This is a genomic window from Nocardiopsis lambiniae (assembly GCF_031845465.1).
Lineage (GTDB): Bacteria > Actinomycetota > Actinomycetes > Streptosporangiales > Streptosporangiaceae > Nocardiopsis > Nocardiopsis lambiniae.
In genome coordinates, this window is sequence record NZ_JAVREP010000005.1 from 63,362 (window position 1) to 85,831 (window position 22,470).

23 protein-coding genes and 1 pseudogene are annotated in these 22,470 nt (G+C 71.2%); 12 read left to right on the plus strand and 12 right to left on the minus strand.

The genetic code is table 11. The features are described 5' to 3' along the window. Positions 1–61: 61 nt before the first annotated feature. Positions 62–1,873, plus strand: coding sequence for an AMP-dependent synthetase/ligase (locus RM479_RS09440; RefSeq protein ID WP_311511354.1), 1,812 nt, complete (start codon positions 62–64; stop codon positions 1,871–1,873). A gap of 166 nt (positions 1,874–2,039) precedes the next feature. On the opposite strand, the gene RM479_RS09445 is transcribed toward RM479_RS09440, so the two are convergent. After that, positions 2,040–2,558 carry a DUF7144 family membrane protein gene (locus RM479_RS09445; RefSeq protein WP_311511355.1) on the minus strand — a complete coding sequence of 173 codons (519 nt, stop codon included), beginning with the start codon at positions 2,556–2,558 and terminating at the stop codon, positions 2,040–2,042. A 204-nt stretch (positions 2,559–2,762) separates the two neighbouring features. On the opposite strand from RM479_RS09445, the gene RM479_RS09450 reads away from it, so the two are divergent. The 5 genes from RM479_RS09450 to RM479_RS09470 all read left to right on the plus strand — a co-directional run bounded on the left by RM479_RS09450 (position 2,763) and on the right by RM479_RS09470 (position 7,661). Next, positions 2,763–3,287: a helix-turn-helix domain-containing protein gene (locus tag RM479_RS09450; protein WP_311511356.1), complete on the plus strand. Its 525-nt coding sequence runs from the start codon at positions 2,763–2,765 to the stop codon at positions 3,285–3,287. A gap of 18 nt (positions 3,288–3,305) precedes the next feature. Continuing rightward, positions 3,306–4,373, plus strand: a complete 1,068-nt coding sequence (locus RM479_RS09455; RefSeq protein WP_311511357.1) for a serine hydrolase domain-containing protein — start codon at positions 3,306–3,308, stop codon at positions 4,371–4,373. After that, positions 4,370–4,744 (plus strand): hypothetical protein, encoded by a 375-nt coding sequence (locus RM479_RS09460; protein WP_311511358.1) that lies wholly within the window; start codon positions 4,370–4,372, stop codon positions 4,742–4,744. The genes RM479_RS09455 and RM479_RS09460 overlap by 4 nt, the downstream gene beginning before the upstream one ends. Before the next feature lie 257 nt (positions 4,745–5,001). Beyond that, the gene (locus RM479_RS09465; RefSeq protein WP_311511359.1) at positions 5,002–6,405 is read left to right on the plus strand and encodes an ATP-binding protein; all 1,404 of its coding nucleotides are present in this window, start codon (positions 5,002–5,004) and stop codon (positions 6,403–6,405) included. Next, complete coding sequence (locus RM479_RS09470) at positions 6,402–7,661, plus strand: cytochrome P450 family protein (protein ID WP_311511360.1); 1,260 nt, start codon at positions 6,402–6,404, stop codon at positions 7,659–7,661. The genes RM479_RS09465 and RM479_RS09470 overlap by 4 nt, the downstream gene beginning before the upstream one ends. 71 nt (positions 7,662–7,732) lie before the next feature. Here RM479_RS09470 and RM479_RS09475 read toward each other — a convergent pair whose 3' ends face one another. Beyond that, the gene (locus RM479_RS09475; protein WP_311511361.1) at positions 7,733–8,839 is read right to left on the minus strand and encodes a hypothetical protein; all 1,107 of its coding nucleotides are present in this window, start codon (positions 8,837–8,839) and stop codon (positions 7,733–7,735) included. Beyond that, positions 8,836–9,441 carry an RNA polymerase sigma factor gene (locus tag RM479_RS09480; RefSeq protein WP_311511362.1) on the minus strand — a complete coding sequence of 202 codons (606 nt, stop codon included), beginning with the start codon at positions 9,439–9,441 and terminating at the stop codon, positions 8,836–8,838. Before RM479_RS09480 ends, RM479_RS09475 begins: the two co-directional genes overlap by 4 nt. A 200-nt stretch (positions 9,442–9,641) precedes the next feature. On the opposite strand from RM479_RS09480, the gene RM479_RS09485 reads away from it, so the two are divergent. Next, on the plus strand, positions 9,642–10,616 hold the full coding sequence (locus RM479_RS09485) for an alpha/beta fold hydrolase (RefSeq protein WP_311511363.1): 975 nt from the start codon (positions 9,642–9,644) through the stop codon (positions 10,614–10,616). A 21-nt stretch (positions 10,617–10,637) separates the two neighbouring features. Here the strand turns inward: RM479_RS09485 and RM479_RS09490 are convergent, their stop codons facing one another. After that, the gene (locus tag RM479_RS09490) at positions 10,638–11,483 is read right to left on the minus strand and encodes an NAD-dependent protein deacetylase (protein ID WP_311511364.1); all 846 of its coding nucleotides are present in this window, start codon (positions 11,481–11,483) and stop codon (positions 10,638–10,640) included. Between the two features lie 41 nt (positions 11,484–11,524). Next, positions 11,525–11,917, minus strand: a complete 393-nt coding sequence (locus RM479_RS09495; RefSeq protein WP_311511365.1) for a nuclear transport factor 2 family protein — start codon at positions 11,915–11,917, stop codon at positions 11,525–11,527. A gap of 134 nt (positions 11,918–12,051) precedes the next feature. Between RM479_RS09495 and RM479_RS09500 the strand changes: the two genes are divergently transcribed. Together RM479_RS09500 and RM479_RS09505 are read left to right on the plus strand one after the other, a co-directional pair. Continuing rightward, positions 12,052–12,612, plus strand: coding sequence for a PadR family transcriptional regulator (locus RM479_RS09500; RefSeq protein ID WP_274810213.1), 561 nt, complete (start codon positions 12,052–12,054; stop codon positions 12,610–12,612). Positions 12,613–12,654: 42 nt separating this feature from the next. Continuing rightward, positions 12,655–13,182: a potassium channel family protein gene (locus RM479_RS09505; protein ID WP_311511366.1), complete on the plus strand. Its 528-nt coding sequence runs from the start codon at positions 12,655–12,657 to the stop codon at positions 13,180–13,182. 3 nt (positions 13,183–13,185) lie between these two features. Here the strand turns inward: RM479_RS09505 and RM479_RS09510 are convergent, their stop codons facing one another. From RM479_RS09510 to RM479_RS09520, 3 genes are all read right to left on the minus strand, one after another. Then, entirely contained in the window at positions 13,186–13,539 is a 354-nt protein-coding gene (locus RM479_RS09510; RefSeq protein ID WP_311511367.1) for a UBP-type zinc finger domain-containing protein, read from the minus strand. A gap of 51 nt (positions 13,540–13,590) precedes the next feature. Continuing rightward, complete coding sequence (locus RM479_RS09515; protein WP_274810210.1) at positions 13,591–13,878, minus strand: SelT/SelW/SelH family protein; 288 nt, start codon at positions 13,876–13,878, stop codon at positions 13,591–13,593. A gap of 206 nt (positions 13,879–14,084) precedes the next feature. After that, the gene (locus RM479_RS09520) at positions 14,085–15,020 is read right to left on the minus strand and encodes a DUF3592 domain-containing protein (RefSeq protein WP_311511368.1); all 936 of its coding nucleotides are present in this window, start codon (positions 15,018–15,020) and stop codon (positions 14,085–14,087) included. 247 nt (positions 15,021–15,267) lie between these two features. Here RM479_RS09520 and RM479_RS09525 point away from each other — a divergent pair, with 247 nt between their 5' ends. Further along, positions 15,268–16,203: an aldo/keto reductase gene (locus tag RM479_RS09525; protein ID WP_311511369.1), complete on the plus strand. Its 936-nt coding sequence runs from the start codon at positions 15,268–15,270 to the stop codon at positions 16,201–16,203. 4 nt (positions 16,204–16,207) lie between these two features. Here RM479_RS09525 and RM479_RS09530 read toward each other — a convergent pair whose 3' ends face one another. Further along, the gene (locus tag RM479_RS09530; protein ID WP_311511370.1) at positions 16,208–16,387 is read right to left on the minus strand and encodes a hypothetical protein; all 180 of its coding nucleotides are present in this window, start codon (positions 16,385–16,387) and stop codon (positions 16,208–16,210) included. Positions 16,388–16,703: 316 nt separating this feature from the next. On the opposite strand from RM479_RS09530, the gene RM479_RS09535 reads away from it, so the two are divergent. Then, entirely contained in the window at positions 16,704–17,978 is a 1,275-nt protein-coding gene (locus RM479_RS09535; RefSeq protein WP_311511371.1) for a sensor histidine kinase, read from the plus strand. Beyond that, complete coding sequence (locus tag RM479_RS09540; RefSeq protein WP_311511372.1) at positions 17,966–18,619, plus strand: response regulator transcription factor; 654 nt, start codon at positions 17,966–17,968, stop codon at positions 18,617–18,619. Before RM479_RS09535 ends, RM479_RS09540 begins: the two co-directional genes overlap by 13 nt. A 3-nt stretch (positions 18,620–18,622) precedes the next feature. Here RM479_RS09540 and RM479_RS27595 read toward each other — a convergent pair. From RM479_RS27595 to RM479_RS09560, 3 genes and pseudogenes are all read right to left on the minus strand, one after another. Next, positions 18,623–19,764, minus strand: a pseudogene (locus RM479_RS27595) (SAM-dependent methyltransferase). Positions 19,765–19,875: 111 nt separating this feature from the next. After that, complete coding sequence (locus RM479_RS09555; RefSeq protein WP_311511373.1) at positions 19,876–20,646, minus strand: response regulator transcription factor; 771 nt, start codon at positions 20,644–20,646, stop codon at positions 19,876–19,878. A gap of 567 nt (positions 20,647–21,213) precedes the next feature. Further along, positions 21,214–22,425, minus strand: coding sequence for an MFS transporter (locus RM479_RS09560; RefSeq protein ID WP_311511374.1), 1,212 nt, complete (start codon positions 22,423–22,425; stop codon positions 21,214–21,216). Positions 22,426–22,470 lie beyond the last annotated feature (45 nt).

Sequence of the window (22,470 nt, forward strand, 5' to 3'; positions counted from 1 at the left end):
TGTTACGCTCGCATGTGTTCTGGATCACATGTGAGCGTAGGACGACCGTCAGGAGCCCTCCGTGCCCCCAGCCGTCTCCCCGGACCACACCCTCGCGCATCTCCTCGAACACAACGCCACCGCCCACCCCGACCTCCCGGCGCTGTCGTGGCGGGACGGCGCGGACTGGGCCACCCTCACCTGGGCCGAGGTGAACGCGGCCGTCGCCCGCCTCGCCCAGGGGTACGCGTTCCTCGGGCTCGCCCCGGGCGACCGTGCCCTCCTCATGATGGGCAACCGACCCGAGCACTGGCTCTCCGACCTGGCCCTCGTCCACATCGGCGCGATCCCCACCACCGTCTACGACACCGCCGCCCCCGAACAGGTCGCCTACATCGTCCGGCACAGCCGGGCCAAGGTCGCCATCGTCGAGAGCGCCGAGGTCGCCGCCGCCTGGGAGCCCCTGGTCGCCGACCCCGGAACGGCACTGGAATCCCTGGTCGTGGTCTCGGGCGCCGATCCCGCGCGCGGCCACCTCGACTACGTCCCGCTGGCCGCCACCCCGGCGGGGGACGCCTTCGAACGCCGCCACGACCTGAAACCCGACGACCTGCTCACCGTCGTCTACACCTCCGGCACCACGGGCGATCCCAAGGGCGTCGCGGTGACCCATCGACGGATGCTCGCCAACCTGGCGGCCCTGAACTCCCTGGTCGACCTGCCCGAGCACGTCGACCACATCTGCTACCTGCCCCTGGCCCACATCGCCGAACGGGATCTGGGACTGTACCTGCCGCTGCTGCGCGCCTCCCACGTGTGGATGTGCGACGACCCCGCCCGCCTGGTCGAGACGCTCCGGCACGTGCGCCCGGCCCAGTTCTTCGGTGTGCCCCGGGTGTGGGAGAAGCTGACCTCGGCCCTGCGGGCGGGCATCGCCGCGCTGCCCGAGGAGTACCGATCCGGGATCGAGTCGGCGATGGAGGTGGGCGCGGAGCACACCGCCCGCCTCGAAAACGGTGAACCGATCCCCGAGGACCTCGCCGAACGGTTCGCCGCGGTCGGAGAACCCGTCCTGACCCCGATCCTGGAGAAGGTCGGCCTGGACCGGGTCGTGTGGGCCTCCAGCGCCTCCGCCCCCATGCCCCAGGACGCGGTGCGCTTCTGGGCGGGTCTGGGCGTTCCGATCATGGACGCCTGGGGACTCACCGAGTCCCTCGGCGTGGCCACCGTCAACACCCCCACCGCCGGGTTCCGCCTGGGGTCGGTGGGCCGGCCGCTCGACACCGTGGAGGTCCGGGTCACCGAGGACGGAGAGGTGCTGCTGCGCGGTGAGACGGTGTTCGACGGATACGTGGACGCCGACGGCACCGTACGGTCCGCCGCCGATGCCGACGGGTGGTTCGCCACCGGCGACATCGGCCGGTTGGACGAGGACGGCCACCTGTGGATCACCGACCGCAAGAAGGAGATCATCATCACCAGCGGGGGCAAGAACGTCTCGCCCGCCCTGGTGGAGAACACGCTCAAGGAGCACCCGCTCGTCGGACAGGTCTACGCGCACGGCGACCGGCGTCCCTACCTGGTGGCCCTGGTGGTGCCCGATCGCGAGGTCACCCCGGTATGGGCTGCCGCCCGGGGCATCGACACCGGCGGGGACTGGGCCGAACTCGTCGCCCATCCGGAGGTGCGTGCCGAGCTGGAGCGCGCCGTCGCCGAGGCCAACGCCCGGCTCAACCGGGCCGAGCAGGTCAAGCGCCACCGGGTGCTGGTGGGGGAGTGGGGCCCGGACACGGGAGAGCTCACCCCCTCGCTGAAACTCCGGCGGCGCGTCATCCGCGACAGGTACGCGGCGGAGCTGAACGACCTCTACGGGGAGTCGACTCCCCTGCCGTGAGGGTCCCGGTCCGCCGCTGGGCGTCCGACCGGTCCGGATCGTCCGGGGCGCGGCCTTCGCCTCGAAGAGACGGTCCGGACGGACTCCGCGGCGGCGCGCGCCGCCGCGGCCCGAGCAGCACGCGAGGGGGCGCCCTGCGGCGCCCCCCGCTGTGCGTCCTCCCCGGTCAGCCGGTGGTCTGTCCGTGCTGGGTGGTCCGTTCGGGGGACCCGGCCGGGCGCGGCGCCTCGTGCGCCGCCCGGTGGCCGCTCTCGTAGACCGACTCGTCGGTGGCGGTCCGGCGGGACGTCCCGCCGCCCTCGGCCCGGCTCCTGTCGGGCCAGCCGGCGGTCAGGCCGAAGATCACCAGCAGGTCGATGGCGATGGCCACCATCGACCACAGCGGCATGGCCATGACGAACGCCATCTGGGCCAGGGCGTTGAGGCAGGCCAGCACGATGGCGAAGACCCGCGCCCAGGTGCTGCCGGACAGCACGGCCAGGCCCGCGACGACCAGGACCGCGCCCCACAGGCCGAGCAGGACGCCCCACGAGCCGTATTCCAGCAGGAGCATCTCCGAAGAGCCGACCACGTAGAAATTCGGTGTGAACAGGGCGACCATGCCCTGGATCACGTTGATCATGCCGATGACGATCAGCAGGGTCGCGACGAAGTACTGCCAGCCGTTGGCCGAATCCGCGCGCATGTCGTCTCCTCACCGACCGGAACCCGCTCGTCCGTGTTCCGGTCCATCGGACGTGACGGAGAACGCGGGATCGCGCTCCGTCCCTTCATGATCTGCCGGTCTCGGTCAGTCACACGCCAACGGTCCGCACCCGTTGGGCAAAGACACCCAGGATGGTTTTTCTATGAACTTACGTAATTACGGATCTTCGTGTACGGTGCAGGGGTGGCAGAGCACACGACAGAACAACGCCTGGCCGCGCTGGAGGCCAGGGTCGCCGAGCTGGAGGGACGCGCGTCGGCGACGACCGCCGACGGGCGGGATCCCGCGTCCGTCGCCGGGGGCGATCCGTTCTTCGCCCTCAACGCCCTCAAGGAGCGGGTGGACGGCGACGGCGCAGTGGTCTTCGCCGGCGTCATCGGCTCCGGGGACGACACCGTCGAATGGCAGCAGGCACTGCCCACCGCACGCCTGGCCGAGGAGGACTGGTCCCGCCGCGCCGGTGCCCTGGACGCCCTGGGGCACCCGGTCCGCCTCCATCTCCTGCGCGCGGTGTGGAACGGCACCGACACCGTCGCCGCCCTGGCCGAGCGCGCCGACTTCGGCACGACCGGCCAGATCTACCACCACGTCAACCTCCTGGTCGCCGCCGGTTGGCTCACCACCGTCCGGCGCGGCCGTTACACCGTGCCCCCCGAACGCCTCGTCCCGCTGCTGGTCATCCTGACCGCCGCGGGCGGGCTCACCTGAGACGAGGGAAGAGGACCCGTGCGAACCCGGACCATCGTGGCGGCCTGCCTGGCCGCCCTCCTGGTCGTCGCCGTCGGAGTGGCGGTCGCCCCGCGCGTCCCGACGCTGTCCACCGCCGAGACCGGCGACCCGGACCTGCTCGACCGCGCCCGCGACCTGTACTCCGACGGCCACCGCGACCTGCTCGGAGTCGTCGAGGTCGACGGCGGGACCACCTCCGCCGCCCACTTCGGCGGCGACGGGGACACCGACTACGAGATCGGTTCGATCAGCAAGGTCATGACCGCCCTGCTCCTGGCCGACGCGATCGAACGCGGTGAGGTCACCGAGGAGACCTCGCTCGGCGAACTGCTCGACCTCGGCGACGCCCCCGCGGAGGACGTGGTCCTCGTCGAACTGGTCTCCCACCGCTCCGGGCTGCCCCGACTCGCGTCCCGTCCCCAGGACGTGATCCTGACCGTGACCGCCGCCAACCTCGGCCGTGACCCCTACCGCGTCGACGTTCCCACCCTGCTCGACCAGGCGCGCGCCGCCCGACTCACCGACCGGGGCGAGTCCCACTACTCCAACCTCGGGTTCGCGCTGCTGGGGCAGGCGCTGGCCGAGGCGGCCGGTACCGACTACGCGACCCTGCTGCGCGAACGCGTCCTCGACCCGATCGGCATGGACGACACGTACCTGCCCGCCGACGGTACGGAACTGCCCGCCGACGCCACCCTCGGCCACACCGACCGGGGCCGTACCGCCGCGCCGTGGCTGGCCATGGCCTACGCTCCCGCCGGCGGTGTCCGTTCCACCCCGGCCGACATGGAGCGCTTCGCCCGCGCCCTGCTCGACGGCACCGCCCCGGGCATGGCCGCGCTGGAACCTCGGTGGGACGACGGCGAGGACCGCATCGGCTACGCCTGGGTCGTCACCGACGTCGAGGGCACCGAGGTGACCTGGCACAACGGCGGCACCGGCGGCTTCGTCTCCATGCTGGCCCTGGACCGTGAGGCCGACCGCGCGGTGGTGGTGCTCTCCAACACCACCACGGACGTCGAGGGCGAGGCCGTGCGCCTCCTCACCGGAAGGGACTGGGCGTGATCTCTCCCGTGATCCTCATCGTCATCGGTTCCGTCCTGTGCCTGTGGTGGGCGCTGGCCGTCGTGACCACCGGTCTGGCCGTCCGCCCGGGACGTCTCGTCGACCGCTGGGACGCGGTGTCCCGGGTGGCCTCGCTGGCCTTCGTCATGCCCCTGTGCCTGGTCGCCGTCGCATGGACGCTCGTTCCGGTCGCACTGTGGTACCTGCTCACCGTCCTGACCGCGGCGGTCGTCGCGGGCGTCGTCCTGCGGGCGGTGGACCTGCCGACCCGGGGCGCGGACCCCGCGGCGCCCACGCGCCGGGCCTCGGCCATCGGCAACACGGCGCTGGCGATCGCGGTCGTCGCCGGACTCCTCCTGGTGCTCCCCTGAGAATGGGTGGGAGAGAAGGGCGGACGAAAGAATGCGATATGCAGAGAAATGTCGATTTGATCTCCTTGTATGAGGGGTGAGCTGCGAGGATCCCCGCCGAAAAGGCGGGGATCCCTTTCCTCGGAAGGCCCGCGCGGCGGTCGAATGTGGTCTACGGTGAAAATCGTCCGTCCGCGCGTTCCCCGGCGAACGCCGAGTCCGGCCGAACGCGCGGCGCGACTCCGTGCCGTTCGACCCGCCCGCGAGGACCTGCACCCATGCCGATCGACTCCCGCGACCGGAGCCGGACCCTCCCCCACCCCGCACATCAGGCTCTGATCGCCCTCCTCGTCACCGCCGCCCTCGTCACCCCCGCCTGGTCGTGGTCGGTCGCCGTGGTCGGCCATCACGACCGCGCCCTCGTCGCCACGGTCACCGGGGTCTTCGGAGCCGCCCTGTGCGTCGCGCTCACCGTCGCCGCGCATCGGGCCGCGACCCTGCGCGCCGTGCGGGACGGACGGGTCCGGGCCGACGAGATCGCCGAGAGCCTCGAACGCGAGGCCGCCCGCGTGACCGACCACCTCCTGCCCACCCTGGTCGAGGGCGTCCGCGCCGGACGCACCGTCCAGGAGACCCTCGCCGCGCACCCCCCGATCCGGAACGCCGTCCTGGACCGACTCCTGCGCACGACCGGCGCGGAACTCGATCTCGCGGCCCGCCGCGCGGCCCACGCCCGCGCCCTGATCGCCCGCTGCGAACGGCGGATCATCGACCTGGACCGGGTCTGGCTGTCCCTGCTCGTCACCCGCGTCCGTGAGGACCGGTGCACCGCCGTCGAGCACACCGACCGCGAACACCCGCACGTCCCCACCGGCCATCCCTCCCTCGACGACGCGCTCGCCTCCCTGGCCGACCACGTCCGCGACGAACTCCTGGCCGCCGCCCGCCGCACCGACACGGCCTTGGCCGCCACCGCCGCCTGCGGCGCCCGCCTCCGGGCCGGACTGGAGACGACCGACGCCCGCCTGCGCGTCCTGCGGGAGACCCACGGCGACCGCCCGGAGATCCGGGAGGACCTCGTGGAGGCGGGCCGTGTCGTCGCCCGTACCGGTCGGATCGCCGACACCCTGGTCACCCTGGCCGGCGGCGGCCCCGGCCGCCGCCACCCCCGCCCCATCGCCCTGGTCGACGCGCTGCGCTCCGCCGGCCGTCGCATCGGCGCCCACCGGCGGGTCCGCGCACCCCACACCGGGGGCGTCGCCGTACTCGGCCATGCCGCCGAGGCCCTGATCCGTGTCCTCACCGAACTGTTGGACAACGCCACCGTCTTCTCCGGACCCGACACCGACGTGCACGTCCGGGTGGAGGAGGGGGAGAACGGGATCAGCGTCATGGTGGAGGACGCCGGGCCCGGCATGAACCGTCGGGAACGGGACGCCGCCCGAGACCTCGTCACCTCACCCCGAGGTCTGGAGGGACTGGAGGGCGATCGCACGGGCCTGGCCGTCGTCGGTCTCCTCGCCTCCCGACACCGGTTCGACGTGACCTTCCGGACCTCACCGTACGGCGGGCTCGGTGCCGCCGTCCTGATCCCGCGCCACCTGGTCACCGCGGTCCGTCCGGTGCCGTCGGTCATCGTGGCGGAGGAAGGGGTCGGCCGTGTCGCCGGGAGGGCGCTGTGAGCATCTCCGAGAACGACGTCTCCGTCCGGCGGCCCCCGGCGGCGGACGGGCCCGCCCCGGACGTCGCTCCGGCGAGCAGCGGTCCTCCGCCCCCCTCGCCCGACCACGCCGAAGCGCCCCGCCTCCACGGGCCCGAGGCCGAACGGGATCCCGTCGCGCTCTTCGCCCGCCTGCGCGCGCTCGGTCCGGTCGCCCCGGTGCTGTTGGAGGGCGACGTCCCCGCCTGGTTCGTCTCCGGTCCGCGCGAGCTGCGGCAGGTGATGGGCCGCCCGGAATGGTTCTCCCGGGACTGCCGGCGGTGGAACCACCGGGACCGGATCGGCGCCGATCACCCGCTCCGTCCCCACGTGACGTGGACGCCGGCGCTCGCCTTCGCGGAAGGGGCCGAACACCGGGCCCGGGTCGACGCGATCGGCGACGCCCTGGCCGCCGTCGACCTGATCGACCTGCGCGACCTCTCCCATCGGGTCGCCGGCCACCTCGTGGACCGCTTCGCCGGCCGGGGAAGGGCCGACCTGGTCGTCGACTACGCCCGGCAGGTGCCGGCCCGGGTGCTGGCCCGCCTGTACGGCATCGCCGAGGACTCCGCGCCGATCGCCGACCTCGTCGCCGCGACCGGGGCGGGGCCGGCGCGTCGACGGCTCCACGGGCACCTCGTCGAACTCCTGCGCGATCGCCGCCGCCTGCCGCGCGCGGACGTGCCGTCCCGGCTCGCGTCCCACCGAAGGGCCGCCTCCACGGAGGAGGTGGCCCTGGACCTGCTGCTGATCTCGACGGCGTGGCAGACGTCCACCGCCGACTGGATCGCCGACACCCTGCGGCTGATCCTGGTGGACGCCGCGTTCGCGGCGGACCTGGGGGCGGGGCGGATCACGGTCTCGCGGGCGCTCGACGAGGTGCTGTGGCGGGACACACCGGCCCGCAACATCCTCGGCCGGTGGGCGGTGCAGGACTGCGAACTGGGCGGACGTCGGATCCGACGGGGCGACCTGCTCGTGGTCGGGCTGGCGGCGGCCGGTATGGACCGACCGGCCGGCGAACGCCCCCGGCTGTTCTTCGGCCACGGTGAGCAGGGCTGCCCCCACCCCGCGCCCCGGATGGCGGCGACCATCGCCGGGACGGCGGTGGAGGTGCTGCTGGACCGTCTGCCCGACATGTGGTCGACCCCGCCCCCGCACGGGTCGGACCGCAGGCCCTCGCCGTGGGCGGGCGGGCCCCTCCACCTGCCGGTGACCTTCGACCCCCGGCGCACGTGACCCCGGCCCGCGCCCTGGGGAAGAGGGCGCGGGCCGGGTGTCGGTCCGTCGTGCGGGTCGGTTCCCGCGGGTCAGTTCCCGTACCGGTCCTCGTACTCGACGGGGACGGCCGGTTCGCCGATCTCCTCCACGAAACCCACCTGCTCGTAGGTCACCCAGACCTGCTCGTCCATCTGGGTGCTCAGCAGGGTCCCCGACTCGGGGTCCACGATCCAGTGGATGGACAGGTCCGCGTCGGGAATGCTCGGGTCGGTCACCTTGAGCCGCTGCCCCGGTCGGCCGAGCCGGTCCTGGGCCGGGCCGACCAGCTCGATCCCCCCCGCCTCGGCGGCCAGGGCGAAGAACGCGCCCCGGGTCTCGCTCCGCAGCGCGCCGGTGACGAGGTCCGGGAAGACGCCGATCACGTAGGAGTCGAACTCCGCCTCGGTCTCCGGTACCGGGGGGTCGGCGAGTGTCAGGGACGCCGACCACCGTTCGCGCAACAGGGTCTCCAACTCCTCGGGGTCACCGGGCAGTTCGAGGAGTTCCGAGCTCTGGGAGCCGATGACGTTGATGAACTCGCCGTGGTACCCGGTGCTCGTGGGCGTGCTGTGCATCAAATCGGGTGACCCCGCCTCCTCCCAGGCCGCACGGTCCTCCTCGGTCGGGAAGATGTTCTCCGCGTTCAGGTTGAGGTTGTTCAGCGACCGGAAGTCGCCGCCGAGTTCGTACCACTGCTCTTCGGTGAAGGTCTGGTGGACGGCGTAGTCGGCTCCGCCCCTCGCCGGGGCGGCCGGGCGCCGGTTGTGCGTGCGGACGTACCAGACGTCGCCCACGGCCGTCTCCTCGGCCGTGGCCGCCTCGGCCGCCGCGATGAGCACCTCCCGCGCGTCGGCGTAGGCGGGCGCCTGCGCGGTACCGCCCTGGACGTCGGCGGGGCCACCGGGGACGACGGTCGTCTGCGGCGAGTACATGAAGATCCCCGCCCCGACCGCGGCGGCGGTGACCAGTGCCCCCACCGTCACGGGGAGGCGCCACCGGCGGTCGGCCGTCGCCCGCAGTAACGCCCGCCGTCCGCCCGCGGCCCGGGCCCGTTCGAGGACCCGCTCGCGGTGCAGGTGGCTGAGGTGCTCCGCGCGTTCCCGCACGGCCCCGGGCTCCAGCGCCGACACGGCGTCGAGGATGTCGTCCTGTGTCATCGTGCCTCCTGGTGGACGTTGCGGACGGTCGGGTGGCCGGACCGGGGTTCGGGGGGACGCCCGTCCGACGCCTTACGGCCGCGGGAACCCTCCAGGACGTCGAGCTGCCGGGCCAGCGCACGCCGGGCCCGGTGCAGACGGACCGAGAACGTCGTCGCGGAGCAGCCCACGACCTTTCCCGCCTCGGTGGGGGAGAGGCCGTGCCAGGCGACGAGGGTGAGCGCCTCCACGTGCCGTTCGGGGAGTTCGCTCAGGGCCCGGACGGCGCTCTCGCGCAGCACGAACCGTTCCGCGACGTCCCAGTCGCGCTGGTCCCGGTCGTTCGTGAGCTCGGCCAGTCGGCGCAGCAGGGTCTCCCGGCGCATCCGTGCGCCGTACTGTTTGCGCAGCAGGTTGCGGGCGACCCCCAGAAGCCACGGCAGCGGCGGGTCGGGGACGGTCGACAGCCTGCGCCAGGCGATCACGAACGTCTCGCTGGCCACCTCCTCGGCCACGGACTCGTCCGAACGCAGGAGACAGAACGCCAGGATCCTGGCGTGGTAGCGGTCATAGAGGTCCGCCAACCGGTCGGTGGGCGGGGCCTCGGCCCTGTCGGTCCTCATCGGTCTCCTTCACCGTCGTCGGACTCTCGGGGAAGTAGTCCCTGGAGAGGAGGCGCGGATTACCGTGAACGCGCTTCTTCTTCCTTTCGCGTCTTCGGCCGAAAGGGTTCCCTTCGTAGCCACCCGGGTGGACATCGCCCGGGAAGGGGGGCGTTGTAGCGTCGTGGTCGTGACCCCCCGGCAGGCTTGAGGAGCGGACGATGAACGTGGAGCACGAGGACGTCGAGGTCAACGGGATCCGATTGCACGTCGCCGAGCAGGGGAGCGGGCCGTTGGTGCTGCTCCTGCACGGTTTCCCGGAGGGCTGGTACTCCTGGCGGCACCAGTTCGCCCCGCTGGCCGAGGCCGGATACCGCGTCGTCGCCCCCGACCAGCGCGGCTACGGCCGCAGCGAACGCCCCGAGGAGGTCACCGACTACTCGCTCCCCCGCCTGGTCGGCGACGTGGTCGCGCTGATCTCCGCGCTGGGGGAGGAGCGCGCCGTCCTGGTGGGCCACGACTGGGGCGCGCCCGTGGCCTGGGCCACCGCGCTCATGCGCCCCGATCTGGTGCGCGGCGTGGTGGGCCTGAGCGTGCCGCCGTTGGTGCCGGCGATGATGCCGTCGCCCTCGGTCACCCGGCACATCTACGGCGAGGGCTTCTACCAGGTCTACTTCCAGGAACGCGGGCGCGCCGACGCGGAGATGGCCGCCGACCCCGCGCGTTTCCTGCGCCGGGTCCTGGTGGGGGCCTCGGGTGACGACCCCAGGCCCGACGGGCCGCGGATCTGGACGATCCCCGAGGGGAGCACGTCCGTGGACAGCCTGCCCGAACCGGAGTCGTTGCCCGACTGGATCACCGAGGAGGACATCGCGGTCTTCGCCCGCGAACACGCCCTGCACGGGGAGCACGCCTACACGGGTCCGCTCGACTGGTACCGCAACATCGAGGCGAACCAGGGGCTCATGTCCCCGTTCCAGGGCCGCACCATCGACGTGCCCGCCCTGTACATGGTGGGCACCATGGACCTGGTGCTGGCCATGCGCGGAGTGCCGGAACTGCGGTCGATGCTCACCGCGATCGTGCCCGACCTGCGCGGGGACGTCACCCTGCCCGGCTGTGGCCACTGGACCCAGCAGGAGCGGCCCGCGGAGGTCAACACCGCCCTGCTCGACTTCCTCGCCGGCCTGGACTGAGACCGGGACCCCCGGCCGACCTCAGCGGGTGTAGGCGTCGGCCAGGGCGGTGAGCACCTCCGAACAGCCCGCGTCCACGGTGAGGTCGGCCAGGGCGTCGCAGCGGGTCTCGCCCCGGTTGAGGATGACGATCGGCAGGTGGCGGTCGGCGGCGGCCTTGACGAACCGCCGCCCCGACAGGACCGTCAACGACGACCCCACGACCAGGAGCGCCGCGGACTCCTCGACCAGCCGGTACCCCCGGCGGACCCGTTCGGGTGGCACGTTCTCGCCGAAGTAGACGATGTCGGGCTTGAGCACGCCCCCGCAGGCGGAGCAGTCGGCGACCCGGAAACCCTCGGTGGTCGCCAGGGCGGCGTCGGCGTCCGGGGCGATCTCGATGTCGCCCACCCGGTCGGAGAAACCGGGGTTGAGCTCGCTCAACCGTTCGGCCAACCGCTCGCGGGGGATCACTCGCGAGCAGTCCAGGCACACCACCCGGTCGTAGCGCCCGTGCAGGTCGATCACGGCGCGGCTGCCCGCCGCCCCGTGCAGGGTGTCCACGTTCTGGGTGATGACGGCGGAGACGACCCCCGCCGCCTCCATGCGGGCCAGCGCGCGATGGCCCTGGTTGGGCAGGGTCCGGTGCACGTGTCGCCACCCGACGTGGTTGCGCGCCCAGTAGTGGCGGCGGAAGGCGGCGTCGCCGACGAACTGCTGGTAGGTCATGGGGGTGCGGGGCGGTGAGTCGGGGCCCCGGTAATCGGGGATGCCCGAATCCGTGGAGATGCCCGCGCCGGTCAGGGCCAGGACGGGGCCTTCGCCCAGGGTCTTGCGGATGCGCTCGGCGGTGGCGGTGAGGTCGGTCCTCCCACATGCGTTCGTCACGCCTTCGAGGGTATGCGCAGCCCTCCCGGTCGACCCACCCGTTATTCGGCGGCGGCCTCCTGGCGGACGCGGTCGAACCGCGCGTTCATGGCGTCGGCCAGGGCCTGGAGTCCCGAGAGCGGGCGGACGATCACGGTGAGCGCCTCGATCCGGCCGGCGTCGTCGAACCGGAGCAGGTCGCAGCCCTCGATCTCCCTGCCGCTCACCGTGGCCCGGAAGCGCAGCACGTGTTCGCGGTCGTCGGCGGAGGTGTACTCGCCGACGTAGCGGAAGTCCTCGAAGACCCGCAGGACCGCGCGCAGGATGGCGGCGGTGACGGCCTTGCCGTGGTGCGGCTTGAAGGCGACCGGGCTGGTGAAGACGACATCGTCGGCCAGCAGTCCGGCGATCGCGTCGGCGTCCCGGGCTTCGACGGCCTCACGGAAGCTTCCCACGGCGCGCTCCTTGGTCAATTAGTTGAATAGGCCTGGAGGCTAGCAGCTCCTCGGCGCGCTGTACACGGGTTCACTATTCGATTTTTTGATCAATCAACGAAGCGAGTCCCTGAGGTGGGCGTTACAGTGACCGGATGGCACTGCGCAACGCCGTCATGGCCGCCCTTTTGGAGGGGCCGGCCTCCGGATACGACCTGACGAAGATCTTCGACTCCTCCGTGGCCAACTTCTGGATGGCCACCCCCCAGCAGATCTATCGGGAACTGGAACGGATGGAGGGCGACGGGCTCATCGAGGCGACCGTCGTCCGGCAGGAGCGCAGGCCCGACAAGCGCGTCTTCACCCTCACCGACCACGGTCACGAGCACTTGCGCGCCTTCACCGCCCGCGCGCCCCGGCCCATCGCCATCCGGGACGAACTCATGGTCCAGGTGCAGGCGGTCGACGCGGGCGATCTCGACGGCGTGCGCACCGCCGTCACCGAACGCGGGGACTGGTCGCGCGCCCGCCTCGCCCATTACCTGCGCCTGCGCGACCTGCTGCGGGAGGGGCGGAGCGAGGAGGAGCACCTGGCCGAGGCCGAGCGGGTCGGCCCCTACCTCACCCTGCTGCGCGGCATCGCCCTGGAGGAGGAGAACCTGCGCTGGTACGAGCGGGTGCTGACGGTCCTGGAGCGCCGCGCGGCCCTGCGCTGAACGCCACGGGGACGCGCGGTGTCCGTGCTATGACTGTGGGTCATGTCCTTTGTGAGCGGGAGGGTCCCGATCCTTCGCCGGTGGGACCGCGCGGTCCTGGCGGGCGAGGTCGTCCTGATCCTCGCCCTGTACTACGTCGTCCCCTTCGACTACACCGCGACGTCCTGGCAGGTGTGGGCGCGCTGGATCGTCTTCGCCCTCGGAGTCTGCCTCATTTGCCTGTCGATGCTCCGGGCGGCCCGCCGCCAAGGGCGCGAGGACCCGGCCACCCTGCCCCTGCGGCCCCCGATCCTCATCGCCGTCTGCGGGATCGCGCTGTTCGCCCTCGCCGACCACGGGGTCGCCCTCGCCCGCCCCGGGGAGTTCGTGGGCCTGGAGACCCGGACCGACGCCCTCTACTTCGCGCTCACCACTCTGGCCACCGTCGGCTACGGCGACATCCACGCTCAAGGGCAGTGGGCGCGCGGGCTGCTCATCGCCCAGATGATCTTCAACGTGGCGGTCATCGCGGGAGCGGCGCGCCTGGTGGCCTCTCGACTGCGGGCCCGGGGCCACGGCGACCCCCGATGAGGATCACCGGTGGATGCGCGCCCTCCAGTCGGCGGGCACCCGGTCGGCGGGCGCCGGCACCGGCTGGTCCTCGGGGCGTGAGGTGGGCGGGGTCAGCTCCGGACCGCTCTCGGTCCTGCCGCTGCGGAAGTCGTAGAACCACATCTCGCCCGGTTCGAAGCTCTGGATGATCGGGTGGCCGGTCTCCTCGAAGTGGTGGCCGGCGTGCCGGGCGGGCGAACTGTCACAGCAGCCGACGTGCCCGCAGGCCGCACAACGGCGCAGGTGGACCCACCAGCCGCCGCCGGCCAGACACTCCCGGCATCCGGGTCCGCTGGGCGGGACGGACGTGTCGATCGCGTTCTCCGAGTCGCTCATGGGGCCACGGTAGTCGCCGGACGTCGATTCCGAGAGGACGCGGCGCCCGTGTCAGTCGCGACGCTCGGAGTGCCCGAGCGGGCGGTCGGGCGCGATCCGGTCACGGACCAGCCGCTTGATGTCGGCGGCGTCGGTGAAGGCGGCGTCACTGGCGCGCGACCACACCGTCTCCCCGTCGATCCGCACCTCGAACACCCCGCCGGTGCCCGGGACCAGCGCGACCTCCCCGAGTTCGGCCTCGAACGTGGTGAGCAGCTCCTGCGCCATCCACGTCGCGCGCGGCAGCCATCGGCAGCGCGTGCAGTACTCGATCTCCAGGCGTGGGGTCCGTTCCGACATGGGGACCAGTATGCCCGACGCCCTTCCCCCGCCTCGGGGGCGGTCACCCCCCGCGCGCCCCTCCTCGGATCCAGGGGAGGAACGTCTCCCACGGACCCCGGGGCGGCGACGAAGGCGTCGATCCGCCCGGGAAACGCCGATGACGCGACCCGAAGGGCCCGGCCCCCGGCGGCGGCCTTCGAGGACGGAGACGGGGGATCCGCTGCTCAGAACGGGCCGGCGTTCCAGAACACCCACGTCAGTACCGATCCGACGACCGTGAACACCACGCCGATGATGAGCGGGACCAGATGCGGCAGGCGATCCATCCCCGGGCCGTCGGGCAGCGAATAGCGGGGCGGGTGGAGCGGGTCGTAGTCGACGCGCAGGCGTTGTCCGGGGGTCGCGATGAAGGTGCTGCCGGCAACGGCGTGGCGCACGTGGACCTCGCGTCCGTCGTCGGCCCGGAAACGGACGGTGAACGGGTGGAGGCGCACCTTCCTCGTACGGCCGTCCTTACGGCGGACCCTGGTCTCGGTCCAACTGTCCGTGACCACGCCGATCGTGGAGGCACCGTACCCACGCCGGACGCCTTGCCCGGTGACCAGAGCGTACGCCGAGCGCACCAGGAGCCCCGAGCCCACCAGGGCGAAGAGCGCCGGGACGAGGATCAGCGCCCACTCGGCCCCGTTCAAGGCCACCGCCGCCATGATCCCCACGATGGCCAGACTCGCGCCCAGGGGGAACAGCGCCGCGACCGGTGAAGGCGTACCGGACCCGTCGCCCGGGTGAAGGGGGTGATCGCCCATGGAGGGGTCGGGGAAGGCCGCACGCTCCACCCGCGCGTGTCCGGGGTCCTCGGGGGAGTACACGAGCGTCACCGGGGTGCCCTCGCGAAGCAGGAAACCGCCGGTGCCCGAATCGTCGACCGCCTCCCGGACACCTCCACGCTCGTCGTACACGCGGACGGTCACCTCGTGCCGGCCCGAGGAGCGGTCCATCGGGTGGACGGCGGAGACCGAACCGTGCGCCCGTATCCCGCCCGCGGCCAACCGCCGTTCCCTTCGGCGTCGGGAGAGCGCCGAGACGGTGCGACGGGCGCCCGCGTAGAGGAACGCCGCAGCGGCGACGACGAGAAGGAGTGTGAGGGTTCGGTCGTTCACCACGGTGTTCTACCAAAGCGGCCTCCGCCGACGGCAGGGGGGTCACCGTTCCAGGGTCGCTGTCACCCGCCCGGACGCGGTGGCGGCCCCGGCCGACGCTCGGTCGTGGAAGGGGCACGCCGCACCCGCTAGCGTGAACGGGGAGCCGGGGGACGTTCCCGGTGCCCGGTCCCGACCGGTCCGACTCCAGGGCCGACGCCCGACGTCGTCCCAGGACCCGCTCACGAACGAATCAGGAACCCGACCAGTGAAGACGTTCACCCTGCCCGGGACGGACATCCCGGCCCCGAACGTCGTGCTCGGCCTCATGCGCATCGCCGACAAGGGCGACGACGAGATCCGCGCCCTCGTGCGCACCGCGCGCGACGTCGGGATCGACTTCGTCGACCACGCCGACATCTACGGCCGGACCACGCACGAGTGCGAACGCCGGTTCGCCGAGGCGATGCGCCTCACGCCCGCCGAGCGCGACGCCGTCACCATCCAGACCAAGGTGGGCATCGTCCGTGAGGGCCCCTACTTCGACCACTCCCACGAGCACATCGTCTCGTCCGTCGAGGGATCGTTGCGCGCCCTGGACACCGACCGCGTCGACATCCTGCTGCTGCACCGGCCCGACGCGCTCGTCGAGCCCGAGGAGGTCGCGCGGGCCTTCGACGAACTGGCGACCGCCGGGAAGGTGCGCGCGTTCGGGGTGTCCAACCACACCCCTCGTCAGATCGACCTGCTGCGCCGGTACGTGGACCGGCCGCTCGTGGTGAACCAGCTTCAGCTGTCCCTCACCCACGCCCCGATCATCGCCCAGGGACTCGCCTCGAACATGGTCGGCGAGCCGCAGGCGACGACCATCGACGGCGGAGGGGTCCTCGACCACGCCCGACTGCACGACATCACCGTCCAGGCGTGGTCCCCGTTCCAGGCCGGGTTCTTCGACGGCGTCTTCCTCGGTTCTCCCGAGTACGTCGAACTCAACGCCGTCATCGACCGACTCGCCGAGAAGTACGGTGTGCCCTCGATCGCGATCGCCACCGCGTGGATCACCCGGCACCCCGCCCGCATGCAGGTCGTGCTCGGCACCACCACCCCCGAGCGGGTCATCGGGGCGGCCCGGGGATCGGACCTCCCCCTGACCCGCCCCGAGTGGTACGAACTGACCCGGGCGGCAGGGCACCGCGTCCCCTGACCGGTCACCCGCCCGAGGGGGCGCGCCGCCTGCGGTGGCGCAGATGGTGCATGACCAGCAGGACTGTGCACAGCACGGTCGACGACCCGAAGGCCACGCTGATCAGCGGATGGAATCCGCCGAAGGAGGTGACCGCGTTGGCCGTGGCGCCGAGGACGATCAGCAGCCACAGCGAGGCGCGCACCGCGAGTCGTCCCCCTGGGGCGGGGGCACCGTTCTGTCGCGATGGGCGGGGGTCTCCGGAACTCCGCGAGAAGCGGTAGGGGTCGCTCATCTGCTTCAACTCCAAGGGCCCGGAGGCCGGGGTGGGTGGGACACGGCACGGCCGTACGGGTCCCTGCCGCCAACGATGACGAGCCTAGGAGTCCGACCTCCCCCGAGGCGATCCCACGCACTGAACACCTCGGGTACGGCAGGCTGTACTCTTCCCCGTCGCCCCCTCCGCCGGGCGTTCCGAGCCGGTAGGGTTGCGCCGAACCGGCCCCCGCCAGGAAGTGAGCATGCGCCCCACGGACGACGACACCGGTCTGTTCCGGGAACTGGTGCGCACCGGGCTCAACAACATGTTCCTCAGCCTGGAACGCCTCGCCGGCGGGCTGATCACCGCCGTGATGGCCCTGTTCTCCCTGGCGGTGATCGGCGCCGTACTCCTCGCCTCGCTCGCCGGCGTCGGTCTGCTCCTGCTCCCCGCCGCCCTGCGCCTGCTGCGCGCGGTCGCCGACCGGGAACGCCACCGCCTCAGCCGGTGGGGGTGGTCCGCGCCGTCGCCTCCCCCGGCCACCGACCGCGCCACCGTGTCCGGGGCGCTGCGCGCCCTCGTCGGAGACGTTCAGGTCCGCCGAGACCTGTGCTGGCTGGTCTGCCACTCCACCCTGGGGTTCCTCACCGGGGTCCTGGGAGTACTGCTCCCGGTGATCGCCGTCCGGGACGCCACCTTCCCCCTGTGGTGGCGCCTGTTGCCCCCCGACACCGCGGGCGCGTCCATCGGGGTACCCGTCCACGACTGGTACACGGCCGCGGCGGTGGGTCTGCTGGGAGTGGCCTGGGCCGCGATCGCCTTCGGAGCCGAGCCGGCGCTGGCCCGACTCCAGGCATGGCCGGGGCACCGCCTGTTGGGACCGCACTCCCGCGCCGTCCTGTACGAGCGCATCACCGAGCTGACCGCGACCAGGGCCGCCGCGCTCCGGTCGCACACCACCGAACTCCGCCGTATCGAGCGTTCCCTGCACGACGGCGCGCAGAGCCGACTGGTCGCCGTCATCATCCAGGTGGGCGCCGCACGCCGGGTCCTGCGCACCGACCCCGCGCGGGTCGACGCGGCCCTGGAACGTGCCCAGGCCGCCGCCGAGGACGCCCTGGCCGAACTGCGCGGTCTCGTGCGCGGCATCCTGCCGCCGATCCTGGAGAGCCACGACCTCGAAGGCGCCCTCGGGGCCCTGGCGGCCGGCTGCTCGGTCCCCTGCACGGTGGAGGTCGGGGACGTGGCCCCCCTCGCCTCGTCCATCGAGGCGACGGTCTACTTCACCGTCGCCGAGGCGGTCACCAACGTCACCCGGCACAGCGGTGCCCGACGCGCACGGGTGCGCGTCGTCAGAGAAGGAGACACCTTGTACGTCCACGTCCACGATGACGGCCGGGGCGGTGCCGCCGAACACGCGGGAAGCGGGCTGACCGGTATCCGCCGCCGGGTGGAGGCGCACGACGGCTCGCTCACCGTCCACAGCCCCGAGGGCGGGCCGACCGACGTTCGCGCGGAGCTGCCGTGCGGATCGTGATCGCCGAGGACGACGCCCTGCTCCGAGAGGGGATGGCCGCCCTGCTCCGGGGTGAGGGGCTGGAGATCGTGGCGGCCGTCGGGGAACCCGACGCCCTGGTGGAGGCGGTGATCCGGCACGAGCCCGACATCGCCGTCATCGACGTCCGTATGCCCCCCACCCACACCGACGAGGGCATCCGGGCGGCGGTCCGCATCCGGAACGCCCGCCCCGGGCTACCGGTCCTGGTGTTGTCGGCCTACGTCGAGCGGTCGTTCGCGACGGAGCTGATGGAGAGCGGAACCTCGGGCATCGGCTACCTGCTCAAGGAACGGGTCGGCCGGGTCGACCGGTTCCTCGACACCCTGCACCGGGTCGCGGCCGGGGAGGTCGCCATCGACCCGGAGGTGGTCGCCCAACTGTTCGCCCGCAAACACGCCGACGACGCCCTGAACCGGCTCAGCCGCCGTGAGCGCGACGTGCTCGCCCTCATGGCGGAGGGCCTGGGCAACACGGCGATCGCGGAACGGCTCACGGTCACCGAGGGCGCGGTGCACAAGCACATCCGCAACATCTTCGGCAAGCTCGGTCTGGCCCCGGACGACCGCTCCGACCGGCGTGTCGCCGCGGTCCTGCGCCACCTCAACGCCGCGGGCCGCTGAAGGTCACGACGTGCGGGCGACCACACCGGACTCGTCCATGAACCGGGGCTCGCCGACCTCCGAGGGCTCGGGCCGCCACAGGGGGATCGACACCGGCCCGGGGTCGACCGGCTCCAACCCCTCCGGGAAGCGTTCGATCTCCGCCGGGGCCCACAGGGTGATGGGGGCGGGGGAGGAGGCGTTCCACCGCCGCACCGCCTCCTCCATCGCCTCGCCGGTGGCCTCGTTCGTGGCGTGGGTGAGGATCACGTGCCTGCCGGAGGGCAGCGCCTCCACCAGGGCGCGGACGACGTCGTACACCTCGTCGTCGGGAATGGGGAAGAGGATCCCGAGCAGGACGAGCCCGATCGGCTCGTCGTCGCCCAGGATCCCGGCGGCCTCGCGCAGGAGGGTGACCGGGTCGCGCAGGTCGGCGTCGACGTGGGCGGTCCGCCCCTCCGGGTGCTCGTCACGAGGGCCCGCGCGTGCGTCAGGACCAGGGGGTCGTTGTCGACCTGGACGATGCGCGCGTCGGGGGCGACGGCCTGGGCCACCTGGTGGGTGTTCTCGGCGGTGGGCGGCCCGGTGCCGATGTCGAGGAACCGGCGGATGCCCCGCGCCCGGGCGAGGAAGCGCACCGTCCTCCGGAGGAAGGCCCGGTTCTGGATCGCCATCTCACCGATCATCGGCAGCACCGACAGGATCTGATCGCCCATCGCCCGGTCGGCCGGATAGTGGTCCTTGCCGCCGAGCCGGTAGTCGTGGACACGCGCGGAATGGGGCCGGGAGGCGTCGATGGGGGGATGGGGGGATGGGGGTGTGCGACATGACCGCCTTCCGATCGGGTCCGGCGCACAGCATGGAGCGCGCGAAGCCCGACCGGGTAGGGCCCCGCGTCTCCGGTTCCCCTCTGCGGGGGCGGACGGTCCGGAACGTGCGTGCTCCGCCCGCGTCCTGTCGTCGTACGGGTCCTCGCCGAACCCCGGGACACGGCCGCCCGGGACGGGACGGTGTCCCGGTCGGGGCCGGACCTCCTCACGGCGTGGGATGTGCTCTCGAAGCGGAACGGGGAACGGGTGCCCGGTACCCGGTGGGCCATGCGGGTGGCCTTCTCTCGGCGCTCGGGCCGAGGACACCGGGTGACGGGACTTCTTCCGCACGGGCATGTGCACGCGAAGGGGAGCCCGAGTGGCTGTGGTCGCGGATCGGCGGACGGGCGGGGCATCGGAAGGAACGAGGTCGGGTCTTCACATATCGAGGGGAACCCGAACGGTTTTCTACCCGTAGGAGAGATTACTGCTTTCCTGGTCCGGTGCCAAGCCGATCTGGAATCCGATGCCGCGAACGGTGACTATCCAATCCTTTTCGCCTAGCTTTCTGCGCAGGCTGCTCACATGCGTGTCGATGGTCCGCCGTGACCAGCCCCCTCCCCAGACCCGGTCCATGATGTGCTTTCTGGGTACGACCTTTTCCGGCTGGGAGGCGAGGATGTGGAGCAGGTCGAATTCCTTTCTGGTGAGCTTGACCGGTTTCCCGGAGAGATGGACTTTGCGGGTGGCGGTCTCTATCTTCAGCGGCCCGTGAAAAATGACCTCGGCCTTCGTCTTCCGTCGTCCGATCACTCGACGCATCACCGCGTCTATTCGCGCGATCAGCTCGTGGATCGAGCACGGCTTCGACATATAGTCATCGGCTCCCGCGCGGAGTCCCAGAACCCGGTCCAGTTCGGTGACCCGTGTGCTGACCATGATGATGGGAACACAACTGGACGCACGTATCAGCCGGCAGATCTCCAAACCGTCGAGGTCGGGTAGATCCAGATCGAGGAGCACCAGGTCGACGTCTTTGTAGGTACCCAGTGCCGCGCGTCCCGTTTCCGCACTACGGACCGTGTGTCCGTGTCTCAGCAGGCCCTCGGAGAGCATGCGCGCGTCGTGCTTCTTGCTCTCGACCACGAGCACGCGGTAGGAATCCGATGGCTTCGTAAAATTGATCGGCGTCGGCGCATCAGAAGATGCCTCATATAACCACAATCCCATGATTTCCATCCCCAGATCGGGCTTTTCACGTGTCTGATCTGATGGTCACCGCAGCAACGTCGTATGCTCGACCCACGCTTTCGCGAATGGCTCGACAGTGGTGCATAAGGGTCTAATATGGACAAGTAGTATTATTTTTTCCTAATCATGCACATGCACGCATATCATATCATGTACACCTTCGTATCACTCAAGAGGTTTGTCCGTATTGTGGAATGGCCAAATCCGGCCAAACCCTTCCAGGGGCTTACCGGACGGCGTTATGTGACCTGCGTCACTCGCCAACGAATGGGATCGGCTCGTGGGCATTGAGGTGACCATGGGAGAAGGGTTTCTCCGGCCTGTCGTGAACCTGCGATTCATCGTGCCGGAAGGGTTTGTGGGGTGGAGTTCCAGATGGTTCTTAATCCCACTTCTGCGAATGGGTTTCGGAGAATCGTGATACCGGATGCGTTCCGGAGGGTGGACGGTGCGCCGGGCTCGGGAAAAGGCCCCGGTCCCAGTGATCTCACTGGAGCCGGAGCCTTTCGACGACCACCGAGGTCCGGATTCCCGCATCCGGTGCCTCGGCGGGGGTCAGGCCATGCCGGGCCGCTTGGCGGGGAAGGCGTGCTTGCGGGCGAGGAGCACGACGATCAGGACCGGCACCAGGAGCAGGAGAACGCTCCATGGGAAGGACCTCGGGCCGAAGAGTTCGAGGAGGATGCCGCCGACGGCCCCACCCCCGGCCATGAACCCGTTCCATGTGGTGACCAGCAGGGCCTGGGCGGAGTCGCCTCCCGCATCGGTCACGGCGGTCTGCATGAGGGTGGTGATGCCGCCCCAGCCGAGTCCCCACAGGGCCGCCGCGACGAAGACCAGGACGCTGCTGTCGGCGAACACCGCCAGCAACGTGGTCCCCAGTGCGAACAGGATCGTGCTGGTGATGGTCAGGGCCCGCAGCCGGCGGTCCACCTGGGCGCCGACGATGAGGATGCTCACCATGGACGCGATGCCGAAGATCAGCAGTACGAGGCCGATGGACGATCCCATCTCGTATTCGATGAGGAACGTGGCGATGTACGTGTAGAGAATGTTGTGGGCCAGTACGTAGGCCGCGACCACGAACAGGACGGCCACAACGCCGGGACGGAGGAAGGCGCTCAGAACCGACTCCCTCTGCTCTCCCCGCTTGCCCACGTGGTCCGGAACCGACGCGAGGACCCATCCCACCAGGATCACACCGAGGAAGGCGACCAGGAGGAACGTCATCCTCCAGCCGAAGAACCCGCTGAGGAAGGTGCCCACCGGGATGCCCAGCGACAGTGCGAGGGGGACGCCTCCCATGGTGATGGCGATCGCCCTGCCCTGGAGGTGGGGAGGCGCCAGGCGGCGGGCGTACTCGACCAGCAACGCCCAGATGAGACCGGCGGCCACTCCGCCGATGAATCGGAACACCATGGTCAGCAGGTAGTCCGGTGAGACCGCCGTGACCAGATTGGACACGGCGATCGCGGCTATCGCTCCCAGGAGGAGCGGCTTGCGCCGCCATGTCGCCGTCAACGCGAACAACGGGATCGCCGTGACCGCGGAGGCGATCGCGTAGACCGTCAGGGCCTGGCCCATCGCGGACTCGCTGACCGAGAGGCTCCTGCTCATCTCGGGCAGCATTCCCGCCGGAAGCGCCTCGGTCAGGATGCCGACGAAGGCCGCCGTGGCCAAGGCCAACAATGGCACCCAGGGAAGCCCCTGATCTTTCGCCCCTTCGGGGGAGGGGTCGACCAGTTTTTCTACACGGGAAGTAGACATAGTCTGTATCCTCAAACCCTTCCATAAGTGTGAGAGTCAATCGCC

Coding starts and splice junctions, on each gene's coding strand:
- RM479_RS09505 (WP_311511366.1), top strand. CDS start 12,655: ATGTCCTTTGTGAGCGGGAGGGTCCCGATCCTTCGCCGGTGGGACCGC.
- RM479_RS09480 (WP_311511362.1), bottom strand. CDS start 9,441: ATGAGGACCGACAGGGCCGAGGCCCCGCCCACCGACCGGTTGGCGGAC.
- RM479_RS09500 (WP_274810213.1), top strand. CDS start 12,052: ATGGCACTGCGCAACGCCGTCATGGCCGCCCTTTTGGAGGGGCCGGCC.
- RM479_RS09515 (WP_274810210.1), bottom strand. CDS start 13,878: ATGTCGGAACGGACCCCACGCCTGGAGATCGAGTACTGCACGCGCTGC.
- RM479_RS09445 (WP_311511355.1), bottom strand. CDS start 2,558: ATGCGCGCGGATTCGGCCAACGGCTGGCAGTACTTCGTCGCGACCCTG.
- RM479_RS09475 (WP_311511361.1), bottom strand. CDS start 8,839: ATGACACAGGACGACATCCTCGACGCCGTGTCGGCGCTGGAGCCCGGG.
- RM479_RS09535 (WP_311511371.1), top strand. CDS start 16,704: ATGCGCCCCACGGACGACGACACCGGTCTGTTCCGGGAACTGGTGCGC.
- RM479_RS09510 (WP_311511367.1), bottom strand. CDS start 13,539: ATGAGCGACTCGGAGAACGCGATCGACACGTCCGTCCCGCCCAGCGGA.
- RM479_RS09485 (WP_311511363.1), top strand. CDS start 9,642: ATGAACGTGGAGCACGAGGACGTCGAGGTCAACGGGATCCGATTGCAC.
- RM479_RS09555 (WP_311511373.1), bottom strand. CDS start 20,646: ATGGAAATCATGGGATTGTGGTTATATGAGGCATCTTCTGATGCGCCG.
- RM479_RS09465 (WP_311511359.1), top strand. CDS start 5,002: ATGCCGATCGACTCCCGCGACCGGAGCCGGACCCTCCCCCACCCCGCA.
- RM479_RS09560 (WP_311511374.1), bottom strand. CDS start 22,425: ATGTCTACTTCCCGTGTAGAAAAACTGGTCGACCCCTCCCCCGAAGGG.